The sequence below is a fragment of the Achromobacter sp. SX5 genome (genome assembly GCF_056711425.1).
In genome coordinates this window covers 597,470-616,402 of the sequence record NZ_CM160041.1, presented here as the reverse complement: position 1 = coordinate 616,402, position 18,933 = coordinate 597,470, and the positions used below count along the sequence as shown (strand labels likewise).

Annotated in this window: 19 protein-coding genes and 1 tRNA gene; 14 read left to right on the top strand and 6 right to left on the bottom strand. The window is 59.8% G+C overall.

Annotated features, from left to right (window positions below):
- Positions 1 to 45 precede the first annotated feature (45 nt).
- Positions 46 to 1,944 (bottom strand): molecular chaperone HtpG, encoded by a 1,899-nt coding sequence (gene htpG, locus AC1M14_RS02910; protein WP_479730937.1) that lies wholly within the window; start codon positions 1,942 to 1,944, stop codon positions 46 to 48.
- 206 nt (positions 1,945 to 2,150) lie between these two features.
- On the opposite strand from htpG, the gene AC1M14_RS02905 reads away from it, so the two are divergent.
- The 8 genes from AC1M14_RS02905 (at position 2,151) to AC1M14_RS02870 (ending at position 9,464) form a co-directional block, all read left to right on the top strand.
- Complete coding sequence (locus tag AC1M14_RS02905; RefSeq protein ID WP_111825958.1) at positions 2,151 to 3,548, top strand: uracil-xanthine permease family protein; 1,398 nt, start codon at positions 2,151 to 2,153, stop codon at positions 3,546 to 3,548.
- Positions 3,549 to 3,663: 115 nt separating this feature from the next.
- Positions 3,664 to 3,748: transfer RNA gene (locus tag AC1M14_RS02900), tRNA-Leu, on the top strand.
- A gap of 178 nt (positions 3,749 to 3,926) precedes the next feature.
- The gene (locus tag AC1M14_RS02895; protein ID WP_479730936.1) at positions 3,927 to 4,166 is read left to right on the top strand and encodes a hypothetical protein; all 240 of its coding nucleotides are present in this window, start codon (positions 3,927 to 3,929) and stop codon (positions 4,164 to 4,166) included.
- A gap of 37 nt (positions 4,167 to 4,203) precedes the next feature.
- Complete coding sequence (locus AC1M14_RS02890) at positions 4,204 to 4,386, top strand: hypothetical protein (RefSeq protein WP_479730935.1); 183 nt, start codon at positions 4,204 to 4,206, stop codon at positions 4,384 to 4,386.
- A 40-nt stretch (positions 4,387 to 4,426) separates the two neighbouring features.
- On the top strand, positions 4,427 to 4,606 hold the full coding sequence (locus tag AC1M14_RS02885) for a hypothetical protein (RefSeq protein WP_479730934.1): 180 nt from the start codon (positions 4,427 to 4,429) through the stop codon (positions 4,604 to 4,606).
- A 660-nt stretch (positions 4,607 to 5,266) separates the two neighbouring features.
- The gene (locus AC1M14_RS02880; protein ID WP_155865362.1) at positions 5,267 to 5,500 is read left to right on the top strand and encodes an antitoxin VbhA family protein; all 234 of its coding nucleotides are present in this window, start codon (positions 5,267 to 5,269) and stop codon (positions 5,498 to 5,500) included.
- 292 nt (positions 5,501 to 5,792) lie between these two features.
- Positions 5,793 to 7,442 (top strand): hypothetical protein, encoded by a 1,650-nt coding sequence (locus AC1M14_RS02875; protein WP_479730933.1) that lies wholly within the window; start codon positions 5,793 to 5,795, stop codon positions 7,440 to 7,442.
- A gap of 123 nt (positions 7,443 to 7,565) precedes the next feature.
- Positions 7,566 to 9,464, top strand: coding sequence for an ATP-dependent nuclease (locus AC1M14_RS02870; RefSeq protein WP_479730932.1), 1,899 nt, complete (start codon positions 7,566 to 7,568; stop codon positions 9,462 to 9,464).
- Positions 9,465 to 9,928: 464 nt separating this feature from the next.
- Here the strand turns inward: AC1M14_RS02870 and soxR are convergent, their stop codons facing one another.
- Positions 9,929 to 10,390 carry a redox-sensitive transcriptional activator SoxR gene (soxR, locus tag AC1M14_RS02865; RefSeq protein WP_479730931.1) on the bottom strand — a complete coding sequence of 154 codons (462 nt, stop codon included), beginning with the start codon at positions 10,388 to 10,390 and terminating at the stop codon, positions 9,929 to 9,931.
- Between the two features lie 85 nt (positions 10,391 to 10,475).
- Here soxR and AC1M14_RS02860 point away from each other — a divergent pair, with 85 nt between their 5' ends.
- The 4 genes from AC1M14_RS02860 to AC1M14_RS02845 all read left to right on the top strand — a co-directional run bounded on the left by AC1M14_RS02860 (position 10,476) and on the right by AC1M14_RS02845 (position 12,879).
- A complete protein-coding gene (locus tag AC1M14_RS02860; protein ID WP_479730930.1) occupies positions 10,476 to 10,922 on the top strand; it encodes a DoxX family protein in 447 nt (148 codons plus the stop codon).
- 197 nt (positions 10,923 to 11,119) lie between these two features.
- A complete protein-coding gene (locus tag AC1M14_RS02855; RefSeq protein ID WP_479730929.1) occupies positions 11,120 to 11,599 on the top strand; it encodes a carboxymuconolactone decarboxylase family protein in 480 nt (159 codons plus the stop codon).
- 9 nt (positions 11,600 to 11,608) lie between these two features.
- Positions 11,609 to 12,364 carry an SDR family oxidoreductase gene (locus AC1M14_RS02850; protein ID WP_479730928.1) on the top strand — a complete coding sequence of 252 codons (756 nt, stop codon included), beginning with the start codon at positions 11,609 to 11,611 and terminating at the stop codon, positions 12,362 to 12,364.
- A 20-nt stretch (positions 12,365 to 12,384) separates the two neighbouring features.
- Positions 12,385 to 12,879 carry an Ohr family peroxiredoxin gene (locus AC1M14_RS02845; RefSeq protein WP_479730927.1) on the top strand — a complete coding sequence of 165 codons (495 nt, stop codon included), beginning with the start codon at positions 12,385 to 12,387 and terminating at the stop codon, positions 12,877 to 12,879.
- A gap of 3 nt (positions 12,880 to 12,882) precedes the next feature.
- Here AC1M14_RS02845 and AC1M14_RS02840 read toward each other — a convergent pair whose 3' ends face one another.
- From AC1M14_RS02840 to AC1M14_RS02830, 3 genes are all read right to left on the bottom strand, one after another.
- The gene (locus AC1M14_RS02840; RefSeq protein WP_102773411.1) at positions 12,883 to 13,887 is read right to left on the bottom strand and encodes a LysR family transcriptional regulator; all 1,005 of its coding nucleotides are present in this window, start codon (positions 13,885 to 13,887) and stop codon (positions 12,883 to 12,885) included.
- Between the two features lie 140 nt (positions 13,888 to 14,027).
- Positions 14,028 to 14,462, bottom strand: a complete 435-nt coding sequence (locus AC1M14_RS02835) for a cupin domain-containing protein (protein ID WP_102773410.1) — start codon at positions 14,460 to 14,462, stop codon at positions 14,028 to 14,030.
- Between the two features lie 120 nt (positions 14,463 to 14,582).
- A complete protein-coding gene (locus AC1M14_RS02830; protein ID WP_209164644.1) occupies positions 14,583 to 15,461 on the bottom strand; it encodes an RNA polymerase sigma-70 factor in 879 nt (292 codons plus the stop codon).
- A gap of 220 nt (positions 15,462 to 15,681) precedes the next feature.
- On the opposite strand from AC1M14_RS02830, the gene AC1M14_RS02825 reads away from it, so the two are divergent.
- Both AC1M14_RS02825 and AC1M14_RS02820 read left to right on the top strand, forming a co-directional pair.
- A complete protein-coding gene (locus AC1M14_RS02825) occupies positions 15,682 to 16,581 on the top strand; it encodes an MBL fold metallo-hydrolase (protein ID WP_111825984.1) in 900 nt (299 codons plus the stop codon).
- A 188-nt stretch (positions 16,582 to 16,769) separates the two neighbouring features.
- The gene (locus tag AC1M14_RS02820) at positions 16,770 to 17,366 is read left to right on the top strand and encodes a hypothetical protein (RefSeq protein ID WP_258231426.1); all 597 of its coding nucleotides are present in this window, start codon (positions 16,770 to 16,772) and stop codon (positions 17,364 to 17,366) included.
- Between the two features lie 555 nt (positions 17,367 to 17,921).
- Here the strand turns inward: AC1M14_RS02820 and AC1M14_RS02815 are convergent.
- Positions 17,922 to 18,902: a Bug family tripartite tricarboxylate transporter substrate binding protein gene (locus tag AC1M14_RS02815; protein ID WP_479730926.1), complete on the bottom strand. Its 981-nt coding sequence runs from the start codon at positions 18,900 to 18,902 to the stop codon at positions 17,922 to 17,924.
- Positions 18,903 to 18,933: the final 31 nt, after the last annotated feature.

The following is an 18,933-nucleotide window of genomic DNA, read 5'->3' as shown; positions in this document are numbered from 1 at the left end:
AAGGGCGTCCCAAGGACGCCCTCTTCCATCAAACCCGCCAGCCGCTTACTTCAGCAGCAGCGCGTTCAAACGCTTCACGAAAGCCGCCGGGTCGGCGATCTGCGCGCCTTCGGCCAGCAGGGCCTGATCCAGCAGCAGCCGGGCCCACTGGTCGAACTCGCCATCTTCGGCCGCGCGGATGCGCGCCAGCAGCGGATGCTCGGGGTTGATCTCCAGCACCGGCTTGACGTTGGGCGCTTCCTGGCCGGCCGCCTTCAGCATGCGCAGCAGGTGCGGGCTCAGTTCGTTCTGGCCCACCACCACGCAAGCCGGCGAATCCACCAGGCGCAGCGTCACGCGCACTTCCTTGACCTGGTCTTCCAGCGTCTTCTGCAGGCGTTCGACCAGCGGCTTGAAGTCCTCGGCCACTTCGGCCTGGTGCTTCTTTTCTTCCTCGTCGGCCAGCTCGGCCAGGTCCAGGCCGCCCTTGGCCACCGACACCAGCGACTTGCCGTCGAACTCGCGCAGGTAGGACAGCATCCACTCGTCCACGCGGTCGGACAGCAGCAGCACCTCGATGCCCTTCTTGCGGAAGATCTCCAGGTGCGGGCTGTTGCTGGCGGCGGCGAACGTATCGGCCGTCACGTAGTAGATCTTGTCCTGGCCTTCCTTCATGCGCGACACGTAGTCGGCGAAGGACACGGTCTGCGCCTGGTCGCCGGTATGCGTGGACGCGAAGCGCATCAGCTTGGCGATGCGCTCCAGGTTGGCGTGGTCCTCGCCCGCGCCTTCCTTCAGCACCTGGCCGAACTCAGACCAGAACGTCGCGTAGTCTTCCTTCTTGTTCTCGGCCATGTCCTCCAGCAGAGACAGCACGCGCTTGGCCGAGCCCTCGCGGATCGCGCGCACGTCGCGGCTTTCCTGCAGGATCTCGCGCGACACGTTCAGCGGCAGGTCCGCCGAATCGATCACCCCGCGCACGAAGCGCAGATAGGACGGCAGCAGCTGGTCGGCGTCGTCCATGATGAACACGCGCTTGACGTACAGCTTCACGCCGCGGCGGCCGTCGCGGTCCCACAGGTCCATCGGCGCGTGCTTGGGCACGTACAGCAGCTGCGTGTATTCGCTGCGGCCTTCCACGCGGTTGTGCGTCCAGGCCAGCGGATCGTCGTAGTCGTGCGACACCGTCTTGTAGAACTCGCGGTACTGCTCGTCCGTCACCTCGGACTTGCTGCGGGCCCACAGCGCATTGGCCTGGTTCACCGTCTCCAGCGCTTCCGTCTTGACCTGCTCGCCCTTCTCCTGGTCCCACTCTTCCTTGGCCATGCGGATGGGCAGCGAGATGTGATCGGAATAGCGGCGCAGGATCTCGCGCAGCTTCCAGCCGTTGAGCAGCTCGTCCTCGTCGGCGCGCAGGTGCAGCGTCACGTCGGTGCCGCGCGCGGCCTTCTCGGCCGCGGCGATCGTGAACTCGCCCTGGCCGTCCGATTCCCACTGGATCGCTTCCGTGCCGCCGGCGCGGCGGCTCAGCACCGTCACCTTGTCGGCCACGATGAACGAAGAATAAAAGCCCACGCCGAACTGGCCGATCAGCTGCGCATCCTTCTGCTTGTCGCCCGTCAGCTGCGAGAAGAACTCGCGCGTGCCCGAGCGCGCGATCGTGCCCAGATTGGCCACCGCCTCTTCACGCGACAGGCCGATGCCGTTGTCCGAAATCGTGATCGTGCGGGCCGCCTTGTCGTAGGCCACCGTGATCGCCAGCTCGCCGTCGCCCTCGAGCAGCTCGGGACGGTCGATGGCCTCGAAGCGCAGCTTGTCGCAGGCGTCCGATGCGTTCGACACCAGCTCGCGCAGGAAAATTTCCTTGTTGCTGTACAGCGAATGAATCATCAGGTGCAGCAGCTGCTTCACCTCGGCCTGGAACCCCAGGGTTTCGGACGCGGAAGACGTGGCGGTTTGGCTCATGGTTTTACGTAAAGGTCAAAAATATTAGGGACAAATAATCCCGTCACCGGGGCTCGCGCCCGCGCGGTCGCCGGGAAACCCTGCCTATATGAAGGTCTATGTCGCTTTTTCAAGACCCCGGGGCCCCGCCCCAGGGGCATCGCAGGCCCTTACCCGCTAAAATCCCGCACTTTCTTCCCGCATCCCGCCCCGGCCGGCCCTCCGCCATGCAATCCGCCTCCCTTGCCCAGCCCGCATCCCACGGCGCCTCCGACGCCGACGAACCCAGCCACGACCTGGTCTACGGCCCCGACGACCGCCCCGCGCCACCCATAGCCTTTCTCGCGGCCCTGCAGCACCTGCTCGCCATCCTGGTCCCCATCGTCACCCCCGGCCTGCTGATCTGCCAGGCCCTGGACGTCCCCAGCCGCGACACCACCCTGATCGTGTCCATGTCGCTGGTGATCTCCGGCATCGCCACCTACGTCCAGTGCCGCCGCTTCGGCCCGCTGGGCGCCGGCCTGCTCATCGTGCAGGGCACCAGCTTCAACTTCGTCGGCCCGCTGATCGCCGGCGGCTCGGTCATGGTCAAGCAAGGCACCCCGGTCGAAGCCGTCATGGCCGCCATCTTCGGCGTCGTCATCGCCGGCTCCTTCGTCGAAATGGGCATCAGCCGCATCCTGCCCTTCGTCAAGCGCCTCATCACCCCGCTGGTCACCGGCATCGTCGTGCTGCTCATCGGCCTGACCCTCATCAAGGTCGGCCTCATCAGCATGGGCGGCGGCTACAGCGCCATGTCCAACGGCACCTTCGCCAGCGCCGAAAACCTCACCCTGTCCGGCCTGGTCCTGGGCACCATCGTCCTGCTCAACCGCGTGCCCGTCGTCTGGGTCCGCAGCACCGCCCTGGTGCTGGCCCTGGCCGTCGGCTACCTCGCCGCCGCCTACATGGGCCGCCTGGACTTCACCGGCGCGCGCGAAGCCGCCCTGTTCCAGATCCCCACTCCGCTGCACTTCGGCCTGGGCTTCTCGTGGCCGCTGTTCGTGCCCATGCTCATCATCTACCTGGTCACCTCGCTGGAAGCCATCGGCGACGTCACCGCCACCAGCAAGGTCTCCAAGCAGCCCGTCGAAGGCCCGCTGTGGATGCAGCGCATCAAGGGCGGCGTGCTGGTCAACGGCGCCAACTCCCTGCTGGCCGGCATATTCAACACCTTCCCCAGCTCCGTCTTCGCGCAGAACAACGGCGTCATCCAGCTCACCGGCATCGCCAGCCGCCACGTCGGCGTCTGGATCGCCGGCATGCTGATCCTGCTGGGCCTCTTCCCTGCCGTCGCCGGCATCCTGCAAGCCGTGCCCGAACCGGTGCTGGGCGGCGCCGCCATGGTCATGTTCGGCGCGGTCGCGGCCTCCGGCATCAACATCCTGGCCGGCATCCAGCTCGACCGCCGCGCCCTGCTCATCATCGCCGTCTCCCTCGCGCTGGGCCTGGGCGTCTCGCAAGTGCCCGAGATCCTCTCGCACCTGCCCCACGCCGTGAAAAACATCCTCGAATCCGGCGTCGCCACCGGCGGCATCTGCGCCCTGGTGATGAACTGGTTCCTGCCCGAAAAGAAGCCGGCGTAAGCGCCCCGCCAGGCAAGGGGCGCGGCCCCTTGCCTGACAATTTCCCCCAGACCGCATATAATCGCCGTCTTCGCATCTCCCGCGACCGTCATCAGTACGCGTGCGCGACCTCCTAGCCCGGGTGGTGAAATTGGTAGACGCAGGGGACTCAAAATCCCCCGCCGCAAGGCGTGCCGGTTCGATTCCGGCCCCGGGCACCATCCCCAAATCTTCCCCGTATTCAACGGCTTGGAAGATGCAGCAGCCCAAGCCCCGCAGCGGGGAATTTTTCCAGAGTTGTAGTCAGATACAGTTTCGGTACAGTGATGCGGCGCGAGCCACACTTTTGACCGCTCATAACTACGATTGTTAAAACTGGAGACGGGCCTGGCCGAAATTATGTCCACGTCTAACGCTCAAGCGACAAGCATCATCTATCAGGTGCTGGATAACTCGGCGGACAAAGGGCTTAACGTGGCTTACGACATGCTAGGCAAAGTCGCAAAGCGCGAGTTCTACGAACTAGGTCATATGTTCTGGGATGCCCAGAATGCTCTCATGATGGCCATTGCAGTGTTTCTTATTCATTTGCCTGCGGCCACGACCATCATCATGGCAAAGCTCGGTCAAATGGTTTGAGCAGACCCTGGCCTACATCCTTGAAATTGCCATCACAATGGTTGTCGTGTCTGTCGGTGTGGCGCTATTCAACGCACTGTTTGACAGGGTAATAAGTACGACCACGGACAATCCCATCAGTTCGTTTGTGCAGATCATCGTTCTTGCCTTGATCATCTTCTTCGCGCAGAGAAAAATCGAGCGGCTTAGGGGCGAGACTGGCTGGAGGCATCGCCTTTGACGCTGTGACATTCAGGAGCACGGCGCAGGATATTGGCAACGTGGTGAATCCCAAGACGACTCGCCGCGATATGCAGTCGGGCATGATGGTTACTGCTGGCCGAACCAACCACATGATTGCAGGCAACACCATGTGGAACCCAGCCTATCGGCAACACGTCTTGCAGAACATGGGCAAGAACTGGGGACCGGCAACGGGCGGCTCCGTCAACGGTAAGTGATGTGCATGTTGCGTCCGCATCGGCCTCGCCATCAGCGAGGCCTTTTCATTTATGGCCGCACATATCTCCGCGCTACGCTTGGGCAACCCCTTCGGTTGCATCCCGCGTCCGTTCTTGCCGGACTGGCCGCGGGGGCTGGCCCAGGCGGCTTCGCCTTGTTCCTCCCCCCGGCCGACAGGCTGCATGGCTTCCAGAGGCATCAAGGGTGAAGGCTTCGCCCGGGATCCTCACCCGTTCCCTGCGCTGCGCTTCGGGCTGCGGCTTCCGGTCCCGCCCTTGACGCCTCTTCCGGCCAAACGGCGTCAGTAGCGGTGCTATCAAGCGGATGACGGGTCAAGGGGTTGGTGCGGCCCGCAGCTCACAGGGCGAGGACACGGCCCCTTGACGCGGCAGGAGCGCCCCACGCTATGCCCGGGGGCAGGAGTTCCGGGCCAAGGGCCCGCAACCCCTGCTCCCGAGGCTCCCGCCGGCGAGGGTGGAGAGTCCAGAGAGGCAAAGCCTCTTTGGAAACTACGACGCAGGCTAGTACGCGGCCAATACAGGCGATCCATAGCAGGTAAAACAAGACAATTTCAGCGCAGCGCCCTGGAGGTTGCGTGTACCTAAACCAAAATACTCGTACCTCTTGTAAAATCGAGTTACCCACAGCAAGGGGACACCATGGCTGGCGAAGATAAATGCGGGTTACAGCCCCACAAAACCATATCAGATGCCGAACGCGGTCGACGCCAATCGGCTGTTAACTACGCGCGGGCCTCCGTAAGTCTAGAAGGTTTCTCGCTCAGTGAAGCAGATGAGGCCCACGCCCAGCGTTTCATCGATGGTCAGATCAGCCTGCAAGAGTTTGTGCAGCCGCGCGCTGACGCGTTAACGCTCCCAAAGTCTTCGTCATGACGAAGAAATTTAGGATTTGGGGACTAGTGCAGGATAGGCCGTCGCCGGCCGTTGTCACACACATGCTAGAAAACACTGGAACGATGATGCATATTAGTCCTCAGGGCGACAACACTTAGACCCGCATCAGCCCACATTCAAATTCCTTTAACAAAAATAGAGGCAAATCGTGCGCTACAGGAAGACTGATAAATGGAAGAACAGCGCAGCTTCGAGCAATCTTCTATATTTTGCGCAGCTCCTTGATGAACTTCTCTTCGATTTTTCCCTCGACACGTATAAGCCATCGGCCATGAACTCGAGCCTTCTGTGCACAGAAGCTCTAGAAGCTCATTACGAAATTGAGCAGGGAAATATAAAACGCCCAAATTTTCAACACATAGTTGATGAGCTTTGCCTAAACTTAGAAAAAGATCGAGTTGCGGCCTCATTGCTTCAAATTAAGCTGGAATCCATAACTCCAGTTTTGAAAAACCCCAAAGCAGATTTTCATGAGAAACGCGTCATAATTGAACTATTAGCTCGGCAACTAGAACTGAAGAAATACAAAGAGGCCAACAGTCAGCTATTAATTAGCACCATTACCAACGCCGAGGCAACTTGGGCCGAAATACGAGAACTATCCAGAAGCTATGTAACATGCTTAATAAATCTCGGATATTCTTCAAAATATTTAGAGGACAAAGCCCTAACGTTCTTCTACTATGGCGACAATCATATCTATGGCAATGAGGACATACAGATATTCCTGGAACTATTCCCTTCGAAGAGCAGAGATTATTGCGTAATTTATAGAGGGGAAAAAAAACTATCAAAGCTGAAGGAATCGCTTAACAGCTTGGGATTTAAGGTCTACGAAAAAGCATCGGATATAGAATTTGATATCACGCAATCAAATTTTGATATCGAGAAGGACCAAATATACATATCGACCGATGACATTAAAGCCGTAGACGAAATCGGAGCGCACACGCTCGCAACCAGACGCAGCGAACTACTAAACACCTTATACTCTCTGTTCCACCATAAGGAACGGCTTCAACCGCTTCAGTCCAGCTTAATCATCGAGAAAAGCAGCAAGACAATCACTGCATCAAAAAAAATAACGAGTGCTATGCATAAGTGCTCCGACCTCACTCCAGAACGGGCCACGATAAAGTTAAATAAACTTATCTCTGAGTTTTCGCTACATAAGTTATCTTTTAAGAAATTCACTCGCGCAGCGGAGCTCCATGCCCTAGCGCTAGATAGTGACTCAGTAGAAAACCAAATGATTAACTTATGGATAGCACTCGAATCCATTATTCCATCAAAACCGGAAGATAGAGAAATCTCCAACATTGAGCACATTATAAACTCTCTGCTGCCATTTCTCAGTATCGGATATGTAGATCGACTCGTAGCTAAATTCACGCGCGACATTTCAAAATGGAATTCCTTCCTTCTAAGAAAAGCGCTCAAAACTGTGCAGGCTGAAAATCTGACAACAAAAATGGCGGAGTTTATGGCTTTAGATGAACACAGGCCATCTGCTCAAAAGTTCGCGGAAAATTTCCGTGACTTTCATTTATTGAGAGATAGGTTTCAATATTTTTGCAACCTATTATCTTCGCCCAAAAACTTGCACGAACTGCTAGAACGGCACAATCAACGGCTTGCGTGGCAAATAAGAAGAATATATCGCGCAAGAAATTTAATCGTACACAGTGGCAAAACCCCAAGCTATACGGAGATCCTTATCGAGAATACGCATGACTACCTAGATATAGTTATGGGTGTACTGATGAAACTTGCTGTTCACCCAAAACACATTTCAAGCATAGAGCAAGGCTTCGTACACGTTAATTTGACTTACACCACAATGCTGAAATGGCTTGCTGACAAAAATTCGAAATTCGACAAAGATACGCTTTCCTACATCTCGGGAAAGCGCGTCCTTTGACGGAATTTTTCAAAGGCACAGATTCAGGCTCATCACGAAGATTGATGAACGTATTGATCGAGCCTCCAAGGTGCCTCTCATTTAGTCGAATTTGACAAACTTTGCACGGAGATTGAAAAGTATATGTACTACACCAGCTTCCGTATCCGAAACTTCAAAGGCATAAAAGATACAACTATAAAATTTGCCGAGCAATCCAAGGCCGGGGTATTCGCGTTTGTCGGACTAAATGAAAGTGGGAAGACCACTATCCTAGAGGCCATACATAGTTTCTCGCCGGATCTTGCAACTAGCCAGGTGGTCGGTGGAGAAGGAAAGACCGGAGTTCCGTATAAAAATAGGGTTCCGCGCCATCTGATTTCCAATTTCTCAGGTGACGTTTCCGTTACAGCCACGTTGCGGATTTCTGTAGAGGAACGGGAAGACATCGTCAGCGAGCTAAAACGAAAGCATGATTTACTCATTAACGCGGAAACCATTCCTAACGATCTTCCAATAGAACGGCACCAGCGGTTTAAGAATGGCGATTACATTGAGTCTTACTTCTCGATGAGACATGAAGTCCTTGTTAAGTCTGGCCGGCAGAAGAAATGGAGACCGCCGTCTTACAACGAAAAGGAAGCCATCAAACTCGAGATCTACTCCCGGGCACCCGTCATTGCATATTTTCCAACCTTTGTTTTCGATTTTCCAAAAAAAATATTTCTAACCAAGGGTCGCGGAGATAAAGTAAGCAATTTCTACAGGCAAACTTTTCAAGATATTCTTGATTACGATGGCAAAGGCCACACAATTGAAGAATCAATTATTCGACGTGTTCGGAGCGAGGACAAGATAGTATCTTGGCTTGATTTTTTGAATATCTGGAACACAGGCGATGACAAAGAGAAAATTCAACATGTAATGGATCGTGCGAGCGCCACGGTAACAGATGTTGTCTTCGGCCGTTGGAACAAGATTTTTGGAGAAGATGCCAAGGGAAAGGAAGTAAACATCTCGTTCGAAACATCAGAAGGAGAGGTATTAGACAAATCTGGCGTATCGCAGAAAACCAACGAACACGATTTGTTCGTAAAATTCCAGATAAAAGATGGAACGCGAAGATTTGATATCAACGACAGAAGCCTTGGGTTCAGGTGGTTTTTCTCTTTTATGATGTTTACACAATTCCGAGTTGCTCGAGAAGGTGACCGCCCAATTTTATTTTTATTTGACGAGCCGGCTTCTAATCTGCATGCTGCAGCTCAACAAAAGTTGATTGACAGCTTCCCTGAGATTGCAAAAGGCAACCACACCCTCGCATACTCTACGCACAGCCATTACATGATTGAACCAAAATGGCTTGAACAAACATTTATTGTCACCAATCGTGCTGACTCTCCAGCTGAATCGGTCATTGATGGAATATCTTTGTCCGACGAATCTCTTGACATTCAGGCAACGCGTTATAGAGCTTTCGTTGGATTGCATCCTAACCAAACAAACTACTTTCAGCCAATACTTGATCGTCTGCAAGTCGTACCATCAAGATTTGACATAGATAGAGCTTCCATTATTGTCGAGGGCAAGTCTGATTATTACGTTCTTCGATACGCCTTAAAATTACTTAAGCGAAAAGAACTTCCCATTCTCCCTGGCTTAGGTGCCGGCACATTCGGCGCGCTCATCGGCCTACATTTAGGGTGGGGCTTAGGCATGGTGGCGCTTCTGGATGGCGACGAGAAAGGGAAACAGGAAAGGGATAAGTATCAGAGGGAATTTGGGCTGCCTGCCAATTCGATTCTTACACTAGAAGATCTTGTCCCGGGAATCAAAGTCATTGAGGACGTTTTGGATGCTGAAGCAAAAAACAAAATCAGCACCGAATTGGGCTTGTCGGCCTCCCCAACAAAGGCCCAATTCAGACGCTTCTTTCAGGAAAACTTAGCGCAAGATGACATCCCTTCACTCGGAAAGGGTTTTGACCAAAATTTGGGAACGATACTCGACGGCCTCACTCATAGGTTGTCTTTAGTGGAATAGCCTGTATGCCAGGCCGTTGCCCCGCGCGATGGCCCATCTCTTGCAGCCTTTGTACTTGGAGCTTAGTTTTGTACCGTCTATTTACTTTATGTTACAGACCAAAGGTACTGTATCGACATTTCGGTACAGTACAGGTACAACGACCAGTTTTCACTAGCTCAGTTAAAATACGGTAACTTACTGATTTAGATCTAGTTTTATCTATTTCACCCTACGCTAGAATTCGCCCGATTTCCCTGTAGCAACACTGTAAATCACCGACTCAAAATCCCCCGCCGCAAAGCGTGCCGGCTCCATTCCGGCCCCACCACCAAAATACAGTCTGAAGTAGTCCGAGGTAGGCCCCAATCCCCGCAAAAGTCAACGCTCTGCGGTTTTTTTTCGTCCCTGGCGCAATGCCAAACGGTGAAAGCCCTGACAACATGCGTCACCGATTCATCGACGACCAATGACAAGCAAAATGCTCACGGCCGTTCCAGAATGCGAGGTCCCGGACCTTCCGCCCCCAGTGCATCCTGAGGATTACGCAAGGGACATTCTTCCAGCGACAGGCAACCGCAGCCGATACAGCTATCCAGTTCGTCACGAAGCCGCGTCAGCTTCTTGATGCGTTCGTCCAGACTCGCGTGCCAGTGCGAGGACAACTCCTGCCATTGCTCAGCGGTGAGCTTGCTTCCCGCCGGGAAGCGACCAAGGGCCTCCTTGATTTCCTCCAGTGGAATGCCCGTGCGTTGAGCCACCTTGATCACTGCGATATGGCGCAATACGACTGAAGCGAACCGACGCTGGTTGCCGGCATTGCGCGTGCTTGTGATCAGCCCTTTCGTCTCATAGAAATGAATCGTGGAAACCGGCACGCCGGCACGATGGGCCACCTCCCCGACCGTGAGTAAGCGAGAAAAATCGATCGGTTTCTTTATGTTCACGGCTTGACCTCAAGTTTGCTTGAGGTTTTATAGTCCGCGTCGCCCATCCTGGCAAGCTCATCCGATTCTTCTGCAGTGAACACGCATGCAACTCTTTATTTTCAAAATATTGGACAGCCGCTGGCTGTGGATCTTCGCGCGCATTCTGCTGGCGGCAGTATTCATTTCATCCGGGTTAAGCAAGTTGCTTGATTTCCAAGGGGGGCAAGCTGAGATGCGCGCGGCCGGGTTGCAGCCGGATTGGCTGTTCAACATAGCGACCATCTCGGTATTGCTGGGCGGCTCGGTACTACTGTTGATCGACCGTGCGCTCTGGCTGGGAGCCGGGGCGCTGATAGTGTTTCTCCTGCTCACTATTCTGGTCGTACATCGCTTTTGGGCCCTCGAGGAGCCCGCGGCGACGCAAGCCATGTACTGGGCCTTTGAGCACGCATCGCTTGCCGGAGGGTTGCTGGCGGCTGCGATTGCCAGCCGCTCCCGCAGGCGCCTGCATACGGCGCTGGAACTCTATTACGGCGCGACGTCGCGTTGAAGCAGAGGCAGCCAGAAGGCGGGCGATTCTGATTGCAACTACAGCATTGACCGCCACGGTCGGCTGGGTGCGGGTCATGTCCGCCCCCGCCAGGATTGTTGCCATCAAGGCAACACGATGATCCCCCACCCAGGCCTTCTGCCCCCTCCCTCCCCGCCCTACGATGCGTCCGTAGTCAACCAATCGAGGGAATCACCATGAGTCAACGTCTGGATGCCTATGGGCAATCGCCCGAGTTGTTCAAGAAGTTCGTCGAGTTCGGCCTGCTCTTGAAATCCGGCGCGATCGAGCAGTCGATCCTGTCCCTGGTGGAGATCCGCGCCTCGCAGATCAACGGCTGCGCGTTCTGCCTGGATATGCACGTGAAAGAGGCCAAGATCCGCGGCGAGCGCGAGTTGCGGCTGCACCATGTGGCGATCTGGCGGGAATCCACCGAGTTTTCGCCGCGCGAGCGTGCCTGCCTGGCCTGGACCGAGGCGCTGACGACGCTGGGCGCCCATGGAGTGCCCGACGAGGTTTACGAGCGCGTACGCACGCAGTTGTCTGAAAAGGAGATCTCCGACCTGAGCTTCGCGGTCATGGCGATCAATGGCTGGAACCGCCTGAATGTGGCTTTCCGGACGGTGCCCGGCTCGGCGGACAAGGCATACGGCCTGGACAAGGCCAGGTTCAACTGAGGAGTCATCATGAAGATCCTGGTTATAGGCGGGACGGGCCTGATCGGTTCCAAGCTCGTGAAACTGCTCGACGAGCGCGGGCACGAGGCGATTGCCGCGTCGCCCGCGACCGGCGTCAACACGGTTACGGGCGAAGGCCTGGACGCGGCGCTGGCGGGCGTGGATACGGTGGTCGACGTTGCGAATTCGCCGTCGTTCGAAGACCGCGCCGTGCTGGAGTTTTTCCAGGCCTCGGGGCGCAACCTGATGGCGGCGGAGGCCCGGGCCGGCGTGCGGCACCACGTCGCGCTGTCGGTGGTGGGCACGCAGCGCCTGGCGGAAAGCGGTTACTTCCGCGGCAAGATCGCGCAGGAAGCACTGATCGCGGCGGCCGGCATTCCGTACACCATCGTGCACAGCACTCAGTTCTTCGAGTTCCTGGGCGGCATTGTGCAGTCGGGCACGGAGGGCTCGACGGTGCGGCTGTCGCCGGCCTTCGTGCAACCGATCGCGTCCGATGACGTGGCGCTGGCCATGGCCGACGCCACGCTGGCGCCGCCGGTGAACGGCATCTTGGAGATCGCCGGACCGGAGCGGGTGCGCCTGGCCGAGCTGGCGCAGCGCTACATGGCCAGAACGGGCGACACGCGCAGCGTGCAGGCGGACGCCGACGCGCGGTATTTTGGCGCACTGCTGGATGACGAGACGCTGGTGCCGGGACCCGGACCGCGGCTGGGCAGGATCGATTTCGAAACCTGGTTCAGCCGTTCGGGCGCAGGCAGGTAGCGGCGGGCGCAAGGACCTTTATGGGCAAGCTGCGGCCGCCTCCCCCAAGTCTCCTCGTGAAGTACCGGGGCGCGGACTTCCAGCCTCTGTACACGACCAGCGTGACGGTGCGCGGCGGGGAGGCGGCGCACGGCCGGGCCTCCGGCATGGCGATTTCGGACGACGGCGAGCTGATCGTGGAGCTGCGCCTGCCGGTGGAGCTGGGCGGCACGGGCGGGGGCACGAATCCGGAGCAGTTGTTCGCCGCCGGCTATGCCGCGTGCTTCCACGGCGCGCTCAGCATGCTGGCGGCGCGCGCCGGCGTGGCCATCCCGGACGCGTCGGTGACGGCCATGGTCTCGTTCGGGCGCGACCCGGTGGACGGCTTGTTCGCGCTGTCCGCGGATATCAACATCCACCTGCCGGGCGTGCCTACGCCGGTTGCGCAGGAGCTGGTGCGCAATACGGAGCGCCTGTGTCCTTATGCCAAGATGGCGCAGGGCGGAATCGCCAGCGTCGTGGCGCTGAGCCAATAGCGGTCAGGCCTGTTTCAACAGCAGGCTGTCGATGGTTTGCAGGTCGAGCGCGCGTATGCGTTCGGTCATGAAGTCGATGAACACCCGCATGCGCGCCGGCAGATGCTGTCGGCTGAGAAAGCACAGGTAGTGCCCCCGGTCGTCGGGCGCGTATTGCGGCAGGCACTGGACCAGGGTGCCGGCGCGCAGATGTTCGCATACCTGGTAGCCGGCCATCTGGGCCAGGCCGTGGCCGTCGAGCACTGCCTGCAGGACGAGATCGGCATCGTTGAAGGTGAGCATGGCGGGCGGCGCGAACTTGCGCAGCTGGCCGCCGACCTTGAATTCCCACTCGTATACGCGGCCCGACGCCAGCAGGAAATTGACGCAGCCGTGGTCCGGGAGCGCTTCCACGCTGTCCGGCAGCCCGTATCTGGCGGCATAGGCGGGCGAGGCGCACAGCATCATCTGCATCGGAATCACTTTCTTGGCGATCACCTGGCTGTCTTCCATGCGGCCGTTGCGGAACGACACATCGACACGGTCTGTGGTGAAGTCGGTCGGGCCGTCATCCAGCAGCAGCTCCACGGATATGTTGGGGTTGGCCTGGCGGAAGTCTCTCAGCAGCGGGGCGACGACCTTGCGGCCGAAGCCCACGGTGGAGCAGACGCGCAACTGGCCGGTGGGCGGGCCTACACGCAGGTCGCGCATGTCGTCCAGGGCCTGGATGATGCGTGCGACGCCGGGATGGCACTGGTCATAGAAGCGCTTGCCTTCCACGGTCAGCGAGGTGCTGCGCGTGGTGCGCACGAAGAGCCGGGTGCCGAGCTGGTCTTCGAGCTTCTGCACGCTGCGGCTGACCGCCGAGCGGCCGATGCCGAGCCTGTCGCCGGCCTTGGCGAAATTGCCTTCGGCGGCGACGGCCATGAAGGCCACGACGCCTGCGTAGCTGGTCGCGAAACTATCGGCCAGGGAGTCGGGACCGTTTGCACGAGGGGAAACCGGGGGAGCGGGAATGGGAGTGGGCATGGTGGCGGCGCCGCGAGTGGGTTGTTCCTAGCTCCTAAGACGTTGGACTCCCGGATTTTGTGACGCGGGCCCGAAAAAAAACCGGCCAGCCCCGGCACATGACGCCGGGGACTGGCCGGGATGGGGGTTATCGCCGTCCCTTATTCGATGGGGATCAGGGCGGGCGCGCCCTTGTTCTTGATCAGCACGACCACGAACCTGGCGGGCTCGGTCTGGCTGGCGTTGCGGCCCACGGTGTGGATGTCGTCAGGCCCTTCGTAGAAGGTCTGCCCCGGGGTCAGGGTCACTTCCTTGCCGCCCTTGACCTGCATGACGACGCTGCCTTCGAGTACGTATACGAAGGCCGAGGCGTCATGGCGATGCAAGGGGTCGGCCGCGCCAGGCGGGTAGTCGACGAGAAGCATCAGGGCGTTCTTGCCGGGAATGTCCGGCAGGTCCTTGCTCATCAGTTCGGTGACGACGGGGTCGGCCGGCTTGCCGGCGGGCGTGGCATGGTGCGAAGCCGCATAGGCGGGCCGGCCCAGCAGCGCGCCGGCGGCGATCAAGGGCAAAGCGAGTTTGGTGAGTGTCGACATGGCCTGTCCTGGTCGGAATGGAGACTGGCCCATGTTAGGAGCGGCCGCGGCGGCGCGGTAGGCGCGCGCGAGGGATCACCATGTTGCCTGCCGCGCACCAAAACCGGTACGGGGAACGCGTCAGCGCTGCGCCAGGGCCGCCGCGATGCGCGCGAGCTTGTCCGGATTGCGCTGCACCAGTACCCGGGTCAGGCGCCTGCCGTCTGTTTCGTAGGACTGCACGGATTCGAGTTCGCCGTCGATGAAACGCAGCAGCGTCCATTGCCCGTTGACCTGAACCACCTCGGTGCTGAGCGCGTCGCGGTAGCGGCGTTTACCGGCGTAGAACAGCTGGGCCAGCCGCTTGCCGCCCACCAGGCTGGCGAAACTCGTGGCCTTGCCGCCGCCGTCGCCGATGAGTTCGGCGTCGTCGCTCAATAGCGCGTGCAGGCCGTGGAAATCGCTGCGCTGCATCGCGTCGGCGAAGGCCAGCAGCAGCCGTTGCAGCGTGGCGCGCGGCACGGCCTGGCGCGGGGCGCCCTGGCGCAATTGCAGCCTGGCCCGCCTCACCAGCTGGCGGACCGCGGCCTGGGATTTGCCCAGGGTTTCGGCGATGTCCTCGTATTCCGCGTCGAACACCTCGCGCATCAGGAAGGCCGCGCGGGCGTCGGGCGTCAGGCGCTCCAGCATGAACAGAAAGGCCACGGACACGTCGTCGGCAAGTTCGTGGATCTGTTCGGGCGTGGACGGAGCCGCCATCAGCATCGGCTCCGGCAGCCAGACGCCGACGTAGTTCTCGCGTTCGGCCTTGGCGGCGCGCAGGCGGTCGATGGACAAGCGCGTCGTGACGGTGACGAGCCAGGCCTCGGGGTTGTTCAACGCGGCGTGGTCGGCGCCATGCCAGCGCAGCCATGCGTCCTGCACCACGTCTTCGGCTTCGGCCACCGAGCCCAGCATGCGATAGGCGATCGCATACAGGCGCGGACGATGGCGGTCGAACAGGGTCACGGAGCCGGTCATGGAATGGGCCAACGCCAGCAGGCAAGGGAGCGGGAGGCAGGCTATTTTGCCGCAGCGGTCCGGGCGCGACAAGATCATTCCCCAGTTGGCGCTTTGAAGCGCATTGGTGCGCGTCGCACAACAGCGTGCTTCCGGCTGCGTGCCTACCGCGCGGGAAACCCCGCACCTACCATGCCCTCACCGCTTCCTCACGCAACACCCTCTTCCTGGAGATATCGCCATGTTCGCCATAGAAAACACCGAATCCATCGATCTGGTTCCTTCGCGCTACGCGCTGCAGATCGGCGACATCGACGCGCTGGTCGTCAGCGACGGCGTGCTGCCGCTGCCGACCGCGACGATGGCCACCAATGCCGCCCCTTCCGACCTGGCGGCCTGGCTGGAGCATATGTTCATGCCTCCGGATGCCTTCGACTGGCCGCTGAACGTGATGGTGGCCCGCAGCGGCGATCAAACCATTCTTATCGATGCGGGGCTGGGCGGACAATTTGCAGGCTTTCCGCGCGCCGGGCAGTTTCCGCAGCGGCTGGAATCCGCCGGCATCGCGCTGGAATCCGTGACCGACGTGATCGTCACGCACATGCATATGGACCACGTGGGCGGACTGCTGGTGCCCGGCGTCAAGGAACGGCTGCGTCCGGACGTGCGCATCCACGTGTCCGCCACCGAGGTGGCCTTCTGGACCTCGCCGGACTTCTCGCACACCGTCATGCCCAAGCCAGTGCCCGCGGTGCTCAAGTCCACCGCCACCAGCTTCTACAACGAGTACCGCGATCGACTGCGCCTTTTCGAAGACCGGCATGAGGTCGCGCCGGGCGTCATCGTCCGCCTCACCGGCGGACACACGCCGGGGCACAGCGTGGTGGACCTGATCTCCGGCGGCGAACGGCTGACCTTTGCCGGCGACGCCATCTTCCCCGTCGGGTTCGACCATCCCGAATGGCACAACGGCTTCGAACACGACCCCGAGGAATCGGCGCGCGTGCGCATCGGCCTGTTCCAGGAGCTGGCGCAGAACCGCGGGCTGCTGGTCGCCGCGCATCTGCCGTTCCCCTCCGTGGGCCGGGTCGCGGTCGACGGCGATGCGTTTCGCTGGGTGCCGGTTATCTGGGATTTCTGACCGCGTTTATTCAGGTGCGCGCGACGCGGCCGACATCGTGCTGGCCCGAGGGACCGGGGCTCGCCGCCCATACTCCGCGATGAGGGGATAATACGCACCCCGCCACATTACCGAGGCGGGGCTGCAAACGCTTATTCACTCATTTACGGAGGAACCTCACTTTGCCTAGCGCCATGAAAATCGTTGCCATGAGCGGTCTTGCACTTGCCCTCGCGGCGTGCGGTAGCGCCAAGGACGCCAACAAGAGCAACTTTGGCAAGGCCGTCCAGGCCTATCTGGATACGCAGAAGGGCCTGTGCGCCGCCATCCCCGGCAAGGGCATGCCGTTCACCGTGAGCAAGCAGGAACTGTTCGGCCAGCAGAACCTGGTGCGCGCCGACGCGCTGGTCGATGCCGGGTTGCTGACCAAGCGCGACACCGAGGTCAAGGCGATGTTCGGCAACAAGATGGAGCCGGCCACGGAATATCAGATCACCGACATGGGCAAGAAGTACCTGGTGGCCGAAGGCGCCAACACCATGGGCCGGCACGATGCGTTCTGCACCGGCAAGTACTCGGACGTGGAGATCCAGAACTTCACCGAGCCGAGCGACATGATGGGCATGAAGGTGTCGCGCGTGAATTTCCGCTACAAGGTGAAGGACGCGGCCGACTGGACCAAGACGGAAAGCGTGCGCGCGGCCTACAAGAATATTGCGGATCAAACGCAAGGCGATATCGAGGGCAAGGCCGCTCTCGTCCTGACCAATGACGGTTGGATGCACGAGCGGTTGTTCAAGGGTTGAAGCGTTGAATCGGCGTGCGCCGCATCTCTTTCGATGAGGCCCATCCTTTTGCACGCCGTCTCCGGCCTGGAACCGGTCTGAAAAAAACCGGCCAGGCCCATTGCCCGTTCGCGGGGGACATACATTGGCGCCACGCCCACCTGGCCGGCAACGAACTTTGCAGAGTTGCCGGCCATCAGGTGGCGGTTGACCAATCTAACCCCACGTACCGCGAATGGCAGGCGCGAACACTCATATCGGGTGCGGCCTGAACCGCTATGGCGGTCAGCGACAGGAGCAGTTCAAGTGTCCGATATTCGTTCGCCCGGGCGCCGCCCAGCCTGCGGCGGTTGCCGGTTTGTGTGCAGAAGAAAGCATCGCGAGTATTGCCGGAGAGTCAGACATAAGCGGCTGCGCTTATGTGCGCCGCCGAGGATAGGCGATCGCCATGGATGCCCCGGACGGAGTCGGAGAGGCCTTCGGCATCTAGGCCGGCGCTGCACGCCATCGCACTGACGACGCGCTTGCCCTCGAACAGAGCCACCTCCAGGTGGCTCTATCGTTTCTGCGCAGAGATCAATTAGCGCTGATATTCGCCGCCTTCACCACCTTGCCCCAGCGGTCCAGTTCTTCCTTGGTGTAGGCGCCCAGTTCCTTCGGGTCCATGTAGCGGGCTTCGGCGCCTTGCTCGGCGGCCTTTTGGCGGAAGGCCTCGGTGGCCATGATTTTCTTGATTTCGCCGGACAGTTTGTCGACGACGGCGGGCGGGGTGCCGGCCGGCGCGTACATGGCGAACCAGGAGGAGACGATGAGGTCGGGGTAGCCGGCTTCGGCGGCGGTGGGCACGTCGGGCAGGCTGGGCAGGCGCTTGTCGCCGGTGACGGCCAGGGCGCGCAGCTTGCCGGCGGCGATGTGGCCCAGCAGCGGCGGCGGCGTGGTGATGGTGAGGTCGACGGCGCCGCCGAGCAGGTCGTTCAGGGCCGGGCCGGTTCCCTTGTAGGGGATGTGGGTGATCTGGATGCCGGCCATCTGGTTGAGCAGTTCGGTCGCGACCTGCTGCAGCGAGCCGTTGCCCGAGGAGGCGTAGTTGAGTTTGCCGGGGTTGGCCTTGGCGTAGTCGACCAGGTCCTTCAGGGTCTTGATGGGCAGGTCGGGGCGCACGACGATGACCTGCGGGGCCGAGAGCACGTTGGCGACAGGCGCGAAGTCCTTGATGGGGTCCCAGCCCACGTTGGGCGAGACGTGCGGGGTGATGGCCTGGAAGCCCGAGTATTGCAGCAGCAGGGTGTAGCCGTCGGGCTGGGCGCGGGCGACCATCTGGCCGGCGATGCCGCCGGAGGCCCCGGGCTTGTTGTCGACGACGACGGTCTGGCCCAGGGCCTGGCCCAGCGGCTGGGCGATGAGGCGGGCGGCGATGTCGGTGGTGCCGCCGGGCGCGGCGGAGACGATGAGCGAGATGGGGCGCTCGGGATAGCCGGCGGCGTAAGCGGCGGTGGCGCCGAGGACGGCGGCGGTGGCTAGCGCGACGCTTAGCAGACGGTGCTTGGCAAGGTGCATGGTGAGTCTCCTGTTTGTTATGGATGTGTGG

What these genes read in the sequence shown, in the direction of transcription:
- AC1M14_RS02905 (WP_111825958.1), top strand. Translation starts at nt 2,151, where the DNA reads ATGCAATCCGCCTCCCTTGCCCAGCCCGCATCCCACGGCGCCTCCGAC.
- AC1M14_RS02815 (WP_479730926.1), bottom strand. Translation starts at nt 18,902, where the DNA reads ATGCACCTTGCCAAGCACCGTCTGCTAAGCGTCGCGCTAGCCACCGCC.
- AC1M14_RS02870 (WP_479730932.1), top strand. Translation starts at nt 7,566, where the DNA reads ATGTACTACACCAGCTTCCGTATCCGAAACTTCAAAGGCATAAAAGAT.
- AC1M14_RS02860 (WP_479730930.1), top strand. Translation starts at nt 10,476, where the DNA reads ATGCAACTCTTTATTTTCAAAATATTGGACAGCCGCTGGCTGTGGATC.
- AC1M14_RS02855 (WP_479730929.1), top strand. Translation starts at nt 11,120, where the DNA reads ATGAGTCAACGTCTGGATGCCTATGGGCAATCGCCCGAGTTGTTCAAG.
- AC1M14_RS02820 (WP_258231426.1), top strand. Translation starts at nt 16,770, where the DNA reads ATGAGCGGTCTTGCACTTGCCCTCGCGGCGTGCGGTAGCGCCAAGGAC.
- AC1M14_RS02890 (WP_479730935.1), top strand. Translation starts at nt 4,204, where the DNA reads ATGGTTGTCGTGTCTGTCGGTGTGGCGCTATTCAACGCACTGTTTGAC.
- AC1M14_RS02895 (WP_479730936.1), top strand. Translation starts at nt 3,927, where the DNA reads ATGTCCACGTCTAACGCTCAAGCGACAAGCATCATCTATCAGGTGCTG.
- AC1M14_RS02830 (WP_209164644.1), bottom strand. Translation starts at nt 15,461, where the DNA reads ATGACCGGCTCCGTGACCCTGTTCGACCGCCATCGTCCGCGCCTGTAT.
- AC1M14_RS02845 (WP_479730927.1), top strand. Translation starts at nt 12,385, where the DNA reads ATGGGCAAGCTGCGGCCGCCTCCCCCAAGTCTCCTCGTGAAGTACCGG.
- htpG (WP_479730937.1), bottom strand. Translation starts at nt 1,944, where the DNA reads ATGAGCCAAACCGCCACGTCTTCCGCGTCCGAAACCCTGGGGTTCCAG.
- AC1M14_RS02880 (WP_155865362.1), top strand. Translation starts at nt 5,267, where the DNA reads ATGGCTGGCGAAGATAAATGCGGGTTACAGCCCCACAAAACCATATCA.
- AC1M14_RS02840 (WP_102773411.1), bottom strand. Translation starts at nt 13,887, where the DNA reads ATGCCCACTCCCATTCCCGCTCCCCCGGTTTCCCCTCGTGCAAACGGT.
- AC1M14_RS02875 (WP_479730933.1), top strand. Translation starts at nt 5,793, where the DNA reads ATGAACTCGAGCCTTCTGTGCACAGAAGCTCTAGAAGCTCATTACGAA.
- AC1M14_RS02850 (WP_479730928.1), top strand. Translation starts at nt 11,609, where the DNA reads ATGAAGATCCTGGTTATAGGCGGGACGGGCCTGATCGGTTCCAAGCTC.
- AC1M14_RS02835 (WP_102773410.1), bottom strand. Translation starts at nt 14,462, where the DNA reads ATGTCGACACTCACCAAACTCGCTTTGCCCTTGATCGCCGCCGGCGCG.
- AC1M14_RS02825 (WP_111825984.1), top strand. Translation starts at nt 15,682, where the DNA reads ATGTTCGCCATAGAAAACACCGAATCCATCGATCTGGTTCCTTCGCGC.